The 10,098-nt window shown below is 60.4% G+C and carries 6 protein-coding genes; 2 read left to right on the top strand and 4 right to left on the bottom strand.

The annotated features are described in order from the left end of the window. Nucleotides 1–49: 49 nt before the first annotated feature. Together glyA and DYL59_RS26880 are read right to left on the bottom strand one after the other, a co-directional pair. Nucleotides 50–1,303: a serine hydroxymethyltransferase gene (glyA, locus tag DYL59_RS26885; RefSeq protein WP_135291868.1), complete on the bottom strand. Its 1,254-nt coding sequence runs from the start codon at nucleotides 1,301–1,303 to the stop codon at nucleotides 50–52. A 240-nt stretch (nucleotides 1,304–1,543) separates the two neighbouring features. Then, on the bottom strand, nucleotides 1,544–5,395 hold the full coding sequence (locus DYL59_RS26880; protein WP_135291867.1) for a bifunctional diguanylate cyclase/phosphodiesterase: 3,852 nt from the start codon (nucleotides 5,393–5,395) through the stop codon (nucleotides 1,544–1,546). Nucleotides 5,396–5,680: 285 nt separating this feature from the next. Between DYL59_RS26880 and ettA the strand changes: the two genes are divergently transcribed. Both ettA and gdhA read left to right on the top strand, forming a co-directional pair. After that, entirely contained in the window at nucleotides 5,681–7,345 is a 1,665-nt protein-coding gene (gene ettA, locus DYL59_RS26875; RefSeq protein ID WP_135291866.1) for an energy-dependent translational throttle protein EttA, read from the top strand. A gap of 345 nt (nucleotides 7,346–7,690) precedes the next feature. Continuing rightward, nucleotides 7,691–9,028, top strand: coding sequence for an NADP-specific glutamate dehydrogenase (gdhA, locus tag DYL59_RS26870; protein ID WP_135291865.1), 1,338 nt, complete (start codon nucleotides 7,691–7,693; stop codon nucleotides 9,026–9,028). On the opposite strand, the gene DYL59_RS26865 is transcribed toward gdhA, so the two are convergent. Both DYL59_RS26865 and DYL59_RS26860 read right to left on the bottom strand, forming a co-directional pair. Continuing rightward, nucleotides 9,025–9,513 (bottom strand): GreA/GreB family elongation factor, encoded by a 489-nt coding sequence (locus tag DYL59_RS26865; RefSeq protein ID WP_135291864.1) that lies wholly within the window; start codon nucleotides 9,511–9,513, stop codon nucleotides 9,025–9,027. The genes gdhA and DYL59_RS26865 overlap by 4 nt on opposite strands. Before the next feature lie 70 nt (nucleotides 9,514–9,583). Beyond that, nucleotides 9,584–9,940: a hypothetical protein gene (locus DYL59_RS26860; protein ID WP_135291863.1), complete on the bottom strand. Its 357-nt coding sequence runs from the start codon at nucleotides 9,938–9,940 to the stop codon at nucleotides 9,584–9,586. Nucleotides 9,941–10,098 lie beyond the last annotated feature (158 nt).

The following is a 10,098-nucleotide window of genomic DNA, read 5'->3' as shown; positions in this document are numbered from 1 at the left end:
ATAAAAAAGCCCGGCTCAAGAGCCGGGCTTTTCATTCAAGCAACTGCAATCAAGCGCCGTACACCGGCAGTTTTTTGCAGATGGCCTTGACCTTCTCACGGACCGCGTCGATCACGGCTTCGTTGTTCAGGTCTGCCAGGATGTCGCAGATCCAGCCAGCCAGTTCCTTGCACTCTGCTTCCTTGAAGCCACGAGTGGTCACAGCCGGGGTGCCGAAGCGCAGGCCGGAGGTGACGAACGGCGAACGTGGGTCGTTCGGCACGGAGTTTTTGTTCACGGTGATGAAGGCGCGGCCCAAAGCAGCGTCAGCATCTTTACCGGAAATGTCCTGCTTGATCAGGGACAGCAGGAACAGGTGGTTTTCAGTACCGCCGGAGACCACGTCAAAGCCGCGCTCGATGAACACGCTGGCCATGGCCTGGGCGTTCTTGACCACTTGTTGCTGGTAGGTCTTGAACTCAGGCTGCAACGCTTCCTTGAAGCAGATCGCTTTAGCGGCGATTACGTGCTCCAGCGGGCCGCCCTGGGCGCCTGGGAATACAGCGGAGTTCAGCTTCTTCTCGATGTCGGCGTTGGCGCGCGCCAGGATCAGGCCGCCACGAGGACCGCGCAGGGTCTTGTGGGTGGTGGTGGTCACCACGTCAGCGAACGGCACCGGGTTCGGGTAGACGCCAGCGGCGACCAGACCGGCTACGTGAGCCATGTCGACGAACAGGTAAGCGCCAACCTTGTCAGCGATAGCGCGGAAGCGTGGGAAGTCCAGGATCTGCGAGTAGGCAGAGAAACCGGCCACGATCATTTTTGGCTTGTGTTCAACCGCCAGGCGCTCGACTTCGTCGTAGTCGATCAGGCCGTTGGCATCGATACCGTATTGGACGGCGTTGTACAGCTTGCCGGAGGAAGAAACGCTGGCGCCGTGGGTCAGGTGACCGCCGTGGGCCAGGCTCATGCCCAGGATGGTGTCGCCGCCTTGCAGCAGGGCCAGGTACACGGCGCTGTTGGCTTGGGAACCGGCGTGTGGCTGAACGTTGGCGTAATCGGCGCCGAACAGTTCTTTGGCACGGTCGATGGCCAGTTGCTCAACCACGTCGACGTACTCGCAACCGCCGTAGTAGCGCTTGCCTGGGTAGCCTTCGGCGTACTTGTTGGTCAGAACCGAACCCTGAGCCTCCATGACCGCTGGGCTGGTGTAGTTTTCCGAAGCGATCAGCTCAATGTGCTCTTCCTGGCGCACGGCTTCTTGCTCCATGGCGGCAAAGAGATCGGCGTCGTACTTGGCAATAGTCAAATCACGGCTGAACATGGCGGTCCTCAAGGATCGGGGGCAGAAAAGGAGGGCATTCTAACCCAATGGGTTTTAGATGGCATATGAAAGGACATCATGTCGCGGACAAGTGGGGCTCATCTAGGGATGGGCGGTGGCTGTGAGGGCCTCTTCGCGAGCAAGCCCGCTCCCACACTTGACCGAGTTCCATCTTTGAAATGCGGTCGAATGTGGGAGCGGGCTTGCTCGCGAAGAGGCCAGCAGCCTCACCACAACACTTCAGTCGAACATGAAGAGCGCATCATTGCTGAACTGCGCCTCAAACCGACTCGCTGGCATCGGCCGCCCAAACAGATACCCCTGCACCTCGTCACAACCATGCTCACGCAGGAAGTCCAGCTGCTCATGGGTTTCCACGCCCTCGGCGATCACCGCCAGGTTCAGGCTGTGGGCCATGGCGATAATGGCGCGGGCGATCTGCGCATCCTGTTCGCCCGAGGGCAGGCCATCGACGAAGGTACGGTCGATCTTCAGCACGTCGATGGGGAATTGCTTGAGGTAGTTGAGGGACGAATAGCCGGTGCCGAAGTCGTCTACCGCAATGCTCAGGCCCAGGTTTTTCAGGCTGTCGAGGATGTGCAGCGCTTCGTTGACTTCGCGCATCAGGATACTTTCGGTCAGCTCCAGCTCCAGGCACGCCGGCGGCAGGCCGGTGTCCTTGAGGATGGTGGCGATGCGCGTGCCCAGTTGGCCGTCGGAGAACTGGCGCGCCGAGATGTTCACCGAGACTTTCGGCACGCGCACTTTGTTCTGGTGCCAGGTCTTGAGCTGGCGACACGCCTCGCTGATAACCCAGTCGCCCACGTCCACCACCAGACCCAATTCTTCCAGCACCGGGATGAAGTCACCCGGCGGTACCAGGCCGCGTCGCGGGTGACGCCAGCGCAGCAAGGCTTCGGCGCCAGTCAGGCGTTTGCCGTCGCCGCTGAACTGCGGTTGGTAATACAGCACGAACTCGTTCTGGTCCAACGCGTGGCGCAGGTCGCTTTCCAGCTCCAGGCGTTCCAGGGCGCTGGCGTTCATGTCGGCCTGGTAGAACTGGAAGTTGTTCTTGCCGCGCTCCTTGGCGTGATACATCGCCGTGTCGGCGTTTTTCATCAGTTGGCTGAGTTCGTTGCCATCCTGGGGGCTCAAGGCGATGCCGATACTGGCGGTCACAAAGAACTCGCGGCCTTCCAGTACAAACGGCTTCACCAGGCTGGCGAGGATCTGCTCGGCCACATGAATCGCCCGGTTCAGCGCCATTTCGCGGCTGACCCGAGGCTGCAGCAACAAGGTGAACTCATCACCCCCCATGCGCGCAACGGTGTCGTCTTCGGCGACGCAACCGAGCAGGCGCGTGGCCATTTCCTTGAGCATGCGGTCGCCGGCGGCGTGGCCCAAGGAGTCGTTGATCGGTTTGAAACGGTCCAAGTCCAGGAACATCAGCACCACCCACGACTTTTGCCGCTCTGCCGATTGCAACGCAGTGTGCAGGCGGTCCTGGAACAGCGTGCGGTTGGGCAGGTGGGTCAGGGCGTCGTAGTAGGCCAGGCGGTGAATGCGCTGTTCGCTGGCCTTGCGCTCGCTGATATCACTGAAGAAACACACGTAGCTGGCCAGGTCGCCTTCGTCGTCGAACACGGCGGTAATGCCCACCCACGCCGGGTAATGCTCGCCGTTACGGCGCTTGAGCCACACTTCGCCTTCCCAGGTACTGTGCTGGTGCAACTGCTTGAGCACGTAGCGCAGGTGGGCTTCCTGCTGTTCATCAACGGTGAGCATGTTCGGCAACTGGTCCAACACATCGCTGACCGCATAGCCGCTGACCCGGCTGAACGCCTCGTTGGCCTGCACGATGTAACCCGCCGGGTCGGTGATCAGGATCGCCGAGGTGGAGTGCTCGAATACCGTGGCCGCCATGCGCAGGTCTTTCTCGGCGCGGCGTTGCTGGCTGATATCGCGGCCCACGCCGAGGATGCCTTCGAACGCGCCATGTTCGTCCCACACCAGCACCAGGCGCAATTCGATCGGCACCTTGCGGCCATCGGCGCGCAGGCAGTCGAACAGGAACAACTGGGTCTGCACTTCATCGCGCAGCCTGTTCAGCGCATCGGCATCGCCCAAGGCGCGGCTCACTTGCTCCACTAGGCTATAGATGCCGCTCAGTTGCTGCGGGTTGGCGATGATCGACTGCCAGCCGTTCTTCAACACCCAATCCACGTCATAACCCAAGACGGTATTGACCGAAGGGCTGATGTAATTGAGGGCCAACTGGCTGTCGGTGGAGCAAATGACGTCGCTGATGCTCTCGGCCAGCATGCGATAGCGCTGCTCGCTGTCACGCAGGGATTCACTGGCTTCGATCTGGTCGGTGATGTCCTTGGCCACGCCGATGATGCGGGTGACCACCGCCGTCTTGTCGCGGGCCAGGGCTTGCTCGCGGATATCAAAGCGCCGCCACTGGTTATTGCGGTGACGGAAGCGCAGTTGGCATTGCAGTTGGGTGGTGTAACCGACCTGGCGCTGATGCTGGCGCAGGTCGTGGTAATGCTCGGCGTCTTCGGGGTGCAGCAGGATCTCCCAGAAATACTCGCCCATTTGCTGCAGTTCGGCCTTGTTGTAGCCGAGGGTGTGGCCCAGGTGGTGGTTGCTGAAAATCATGCGCTGGCTGATCACATCCTGCACATACAGGTGGTCGGGCACGGTGCGCACCACGTCCGACCAGAAACTCTCACGCTCCACCAGCGACAGCTCGATCAGCTTGCGGCTGGTGATATCGCTGATGCTGAGGATCACCGCCTTGAAGTCGTCCTGCTGCTCCGGCGGGCGCATCACCAGCCACAGGTATTGATCGTTGCCAGCCACGTCCTTGAGCTGGATCTCCAGTTCAAGCTGGCTTTGTTGGGTCAGCACGGCTTCGAGGATCTGGTAACCGATGGACGTTGCGTTGCGCGGGCAATCGTCGATCAGACGCTCCCAGGCTTCTTCGCAAGAGCCTACGTTCAACAGGCGCACCGCCACCTGGTTGACCTCGGTGATGCGCAACTCCTTGAGCAGTTGCTGGCGCTCGATGGGGTTGTCCTGCAGCCAGGCGTGCAGTTGTGCCCGGTTTTCCAACTGGGCTTTGGCGAAGAACGCGTTGAGGCCCGACAGGTCCAGTACGCACAGGGCCACGCCGGTGCCTTCGAAAATATCCTGGTAGCGTCGCCGGCCCTCATGCACCTGGCGCTGGCGGCGGCGCATGTTCAGCAGCACGATCACCGGGATCAGCGAAAACGCCAGGCCCAGCAGGCATTTGCCGATAAATGCCGGCAGCAGTTGCTCCAGCACGGCGGTGCGGTCGAACAGCCCGCGCAGTTGCCAGTCGCTTTTGCTCAGAGGCGTGACCAGCACGCTTTTGTTCAGCTCGTCCGGTGTGAGGGCGCTGGCCCATTGGGCCGGCATGCCGCTGTCGCGGCTGATGACGCGGTGGTTGAGACGGTTCTCGATCACCCACATCGGACGTTGGCCCTGGCCATCCTGGCGGGTGAGGTTGGTCAGGTAGTTGGGCGCCAGGCGCAAGACCCAATACACCCTGGAGCCGCCGCTGGGCTGGTGCAGCAATAGATAGATGAGGCTGCCATCGCTGTTGTTGCTCAGGTAATAGGACTGGGCGTGGCTGCGTTGCACCAACTCTTCGAGCCAGGCAGCGTCCTGGCTGTCGGTGGCGCTGTCGCTGATCATCGCGCCGCTGGGGGCGAGCAGGGCGATGCTGCGCAGCTCCGGCAGGGAGCGCTGCAAGGTGTGCATCAGGGCTTGCTGTTGTTCGCTGTCGCGCGGCGGTTCGACGATGGGCAGCAGGTTCAGGGCAATTTTTGCACTGAGGGCCATGTTCAGGCTGATTTGCTCAGCCAGGTCGGCACTGTAGTCGATGGTGTATTGCTGCTGGTTTTTCTGGTTTTGTTGCAACTGGTCCAGCAACTGCCAGAACAATAACGCGAGCAACATGAGGACGAGCGTCGCCAATGCGCCTTTGAGGGTGCCGTGCAGGGGCGCTCCCGGCGCTATATGAGCGGCGCGCAGGGGAGTTGGCGGCGTGACTTTGGACAAGCTGTGATCCTGCGGTTTGGCTGGACTGGCGCGCGACGTGCACTATAAGCCGGACGCCCGGAGGGCGGCTAGCATGCCTTGACTTGTGGCAAAGTGCCAGCCCCGCCTGGCTGGACTGACAAAGCGCATTCAGGTAGCTTTGCCGGTTACGCGGGGGCGTTCCAGCCCCAGACATTCAGGCTTTTTCCGCACGCAGGCATTGATCATCGTCAACGGCCCGCGCCGCGCATGGCTTGGCAAGGGCTTGCCCCACTTAATTCATCCGTCACTGACGCTAGGTTTACCATGGCTCAATACGTCTTCACCATGCATCGGCTGGGAAAAGTTGTTCCGCCGAAGCGGGAAATCCTGAAAAACATTTCGCTGTCCTTCTTTCCAGGCGCCAAGATCGGCGTGCTCGGCCTCAACGGTTCGGGTAAATCCACGCTGCTCAAAATCATGGCCGGCGTCGACACCGAGTTCGAAGGTGAAGCCCGCCCAATGCCGGAGCTGAACATCGGTTACCTGCCACAAGAGCCGATCCTGGACCCGACCAAGACCGTGCGCGAAGTGGTTGAAGAAGCCGTCAGCGTGATCAAGAACGCCCAGGCCCGCCTGGACGAGGTCTACGCCGCTTACGCTGAAGAAGATGCCGACTTCGACAAACTGGCCGCCGAACAGGCCAAGCTCGAAGCCATCCTGCAGGCCGGCGACGGTCACAACCTGGAGCGCCAGCTGGAAGTGGCCGCCGATGCACTGCGCCTGCCGGCGTGGGACGCCAAGGTCGAACACCTGTCCGGTGGTGAGAAGCGTCGCGTGGCCCTGTGCCGCCTGCTGCTGTCGGCCCCCGACATGCTGCTGCTCGACGAACCGACCAACCACTTGGACGCCGATTCCGTCGCCTGGCTGGAGCATTTCCTACACGACTTCCCAGGCACCGTGGTTGCGATCACGCACGACCGGTACTTCCTGGACAACGTTGCCGGTTGGATTCTGGAACTCGACCGTGGCGCCGGTATCCCTTACGAGGGTAACTACTCCGGTTGGCTGGAAGCCAAGTCCGACCGTCTGGCGGCCGAATCCAAGCAGCAATCGGCCCACGAAAAAGCCATGAAGGAAGAACTGGAGTGGGTGCGCAAAGGCGCCAAGGCCCGTCAGTCCAAATCCAAGGCGCGTCTGCAGCGTTTCGAAGAAATGCAATCGCAGGAATTCCAGAAGCGCAGCGAGACCAACGAAATCTACATCCCGGCCGGTCCGCGCCTGGGTGACAAGGTCATTGAGTTCAAGAACGTTTCCAAAGGCTATGGCGACCGCGTGCTGATCGACAACCTGTCGTTCGCCATGCCAAAAGGCGCAATCGTCGGCGTTATTGGTGGTAACGGTGCGGGTAAATCCACGTTGTTCCGCATGCTGATGGGCAAGGAAACCCCGGACTCCGGCAGCATCGAGATCGGCGAAACCGTGCAGCTTGCTTGCGTTGACCAGAGCCGCGACGACCTCGATGGCAGCAAGACGGTGTTCCAGCAGATCTCCGACGGTTCCGACCAGATCCGCATCGGCAACTATGAAATCCCGTCGCGCACCTATGTAGGCCGTTTCAACTTCAAGGGCGGCGACCAGCAGAAGTTCGTCAAGGACCTGTCCGGTGGTGAGCGCGGTCGCTTGCACCTGGCCCTGACCTTGAAAGAGGGCGGCAACGTCTTGCTGCTCGACGAACCGTCCAACGACCTTGACGTTGAAACCCTGCGTTCCCTGGAAGAAGCCCTGCTGGACTTCCCGGGCGCCGCCATTGTGATCTCTCACGATCGGTGGTTCCTTGACCGCGTCGCGACCCACATCCTGGCGTACGAAGACGACTCCCAAGCGGTGTTCTTCGAAGGCAACTACACCGAGTACGAAGCGGACCGTAAAAAGCGCTTGGGCGAAGCAGCTGCCCAGCCGCACCGCGTGCGTCACAAAAAACTGGCCTGATTCGGGCTGGTTTGAAAGAGCGGAGCCTTCGGGCTCCGTTTTTTTTTGTGTTTTTCAGGTGGACCGAGTTGGATTCATCGCAGGCAAGCCAGCTCCCACATTCGACCGCATTAAGAGTTGGAATCCCGATCAACTGTGGGAGCGGGCTTGCTCGCGAAGACGGTGTAACTGTTGGTGCATGACTTGGGGTGAAATCCCTGTTTGAGGGCAAAAAATGGCGGCTATTTATATCAAATGCACCATTTAAATTCACAAAGGCGACATTTTGCCCTGTCGCAGTGCGAAATGAATTGATAAAGTCCGGCCCAATCTCCGTTAAAAACTAAAAATCTGCCGAGACTTTCTATGATCGAATCCGTCGAATCCTTCCTTGCCCGCCTCAAAAAGCGCGACCCGGACCAGCCTGAATTCCACCAAGCCGTGGAAGAGGTGTTACGCAGTCTGTGGCCGTTTCTGGAAGCCAACCCCCACTACCTGACCTCGGGCATTCTGGAGCGCATTTGCGAGCCGGAACGCGCCATTACCTTCCGGGTTTCGTGGGTGGATGATCACGGCAAGGTCCAGGTCAATCGCGGTTTCCGTATCCAGATGAACAGCGCCATCGGCCCGTACAAAGGTGGTTTGCGCTTCCACCCGTCGGTGAACCTGGGGGTTCTCAAGTTCCTCGCCTTCGAGCAGACCTTCAAGAACTCCCTGACGTCCCTGCCCATGGGCGGCGGCAAAGGCGGCTCGGACTTCGACCCCAAGGGCAAGAGCGACGCTGAAGTGATGCGTTTCTGTCAGTCGTTTATGAGTGAGCTGTACCGCCATATCGGCGCAGACGTGGACGTACCCGCTGGTGATATCGGCGTGGGCGCCCGTGAAATCGGCTTTATGTTTGGCCAGTACAAGCGCCTGAGCAACCAGTTCACCTCCGTACTGACCGGCAAGGGCATGACCTACGGCGGCAGCCTGATCCGCCCGGAAGCTACCGGTTTCGGCTGCGTGTACTTCGCCGAAGAAATGCTCAAGCGCAACGGCCAGCGGGTTGAAGGCAAGCGCGTGGCGGTTTCTGGCTCCGGCAACGTGGCGCAGTACGCGGCGCGCAAGGTCATGGACCTGGGTGGCAAAGTGATCTCCCTGTCCGACTCCGAGGGCACCCTGTACGCCGAAAGCGGTTTGACCGAAGAACAATGGTCGGCCCTGCTGGAGCTGAAAAACGTCCAGCGTGGTCGCATCAGCGAATTGGCCGAGCGTTTTGGCCTGGAATTCCGCAAGGGTAAAACACCATGGGAACTGGCCTGCGACATCGCGCTGCCCTGCGCGACCCAGAATGAACTCGACGCCGAAGCCGCCCGCACCTTGCTGCGCAACGGCTGCACCTGCGTGGCCGAAGGGGCCAACATGCCCACCACCCTTGAGGCTGTGGATATCTTTATCGAGGCGGGCATCTTGTTCGCGCCGGGCAAAGCCTCCAACGCCGGTGGCGTGGCCGTCAGTGGCCTGGAAATGTCGCAGAACGCCATGCGCCTGTTGTGGACCGCCGGTGAAGTGGACAGCAAGCTGCACAACATCATGCAGTCGATCCACCACGCGTGTGTGCACTACGGCGAAGAAAACGGCCGGATCAACTACGTAAAAGGCGCGAACATCGCAGGCTTCGTGAAAGTGGCCGATGCAATGCTGGCCCAAGGCATCGTCTAAACCTCGGGCTCGATGCGCAGCACTTCGATCATTTGATCGCCGACGGGGCGCTTCCACAGCACCTCGTCACCCACCTGGGCCCCCAGCAATGCGCGGCCCAGAGGCGAACCCCAGTTGATCAGGCCTGCCGTGGCGTCGGCCTGATCTTCGCCCACCAACTGGATGCGCTGCTGCTCATCCTGCTCGTTGGCGAAGGTCACCCAACTGCCGATCTGCACCTTGTCGGTGGACGTGGCCGGCGCCACCACCTGAGCGCTTTGCACCCGCTGGTTGAAGTAGCGCAAATCCCTTTCAAGATCCGCCTGGCGCTGCTTGTCGTCCTTGGCAGAGGCCATGCTGTACGCGTGCTGCAACTGCGCCACCTTGGCCTGCAGCTGCACCAACCCCTGCGCGGTAACGCGATTGGGCTGCTCACTGACCTGGCGCTCCACCGGCTGGTCAGCCTGGGCGGCAGCGTTGTCCTCGTTTACAAAAGCTCGGCTCATGCTGATCTCCCTCAATGGAGTTTGGGCCATGTTCGCCGCGCTTTAGTTTCGATGGATGTCTGAAAGCGACCTATTGCGAGCGATAAGCCCTGGCGGCGTCGCGGTCTTTTTCCTGTTGCCAGGCGCGTTCACGGTCGTCCCAGTGATTGTCCTTGTAGTCGCGCAACTCTTCGTTCTCACGCATGGCCTTGCACTGGCGAAAGCCGTCTTCCCAGCCTTCGGCGTATTGCCTGTCTTTCAGATAACGCGGCACATTCTTGCGAAACTCACCCGTGATCACCCCCGCAGCCTGTCGGCCGCTGCTGCAGCCATCATCAAAGCCATCGGCAAAGGCAGGGGGATAGCCCTTGGCCAATAAATCCTGATGGGTAGACTGGCAACCCGCCAGCCCCACCACCGCACACAGCATTAGCGCATACCGCCACATGGCGTACTCCCTGGCCGTTTCACGGCTGATGGGGAGAGTCTAGATAGAGAATTGTCGGGACGGTGTGAAAGGGAGGTGAGAAAGATGCAAGCTAGATGATCGGCCGCTCACAAACAGAAAGCCCGGTCACCGAAATTGAATCGGTGACCAGTTCAACT

Origin of the sequence: Pseudomonas kairouanensis (assembly GCF_004682055.1) — a bacterium.
GTDB classification, from domain to species: domain Bacteria; phylum Pseudomonadota; class Gammaproteobacteria; order Pseudomonadales; family Pseudomonadaceae; genus Aquipseudomonas; species Aquipseudomonas kairouanensis.
The sequence above is the reverse complement of the archived record's forward strand: the minus strand, read 5'-3'. Positions and strand labels throughout refer to the sequence as shown.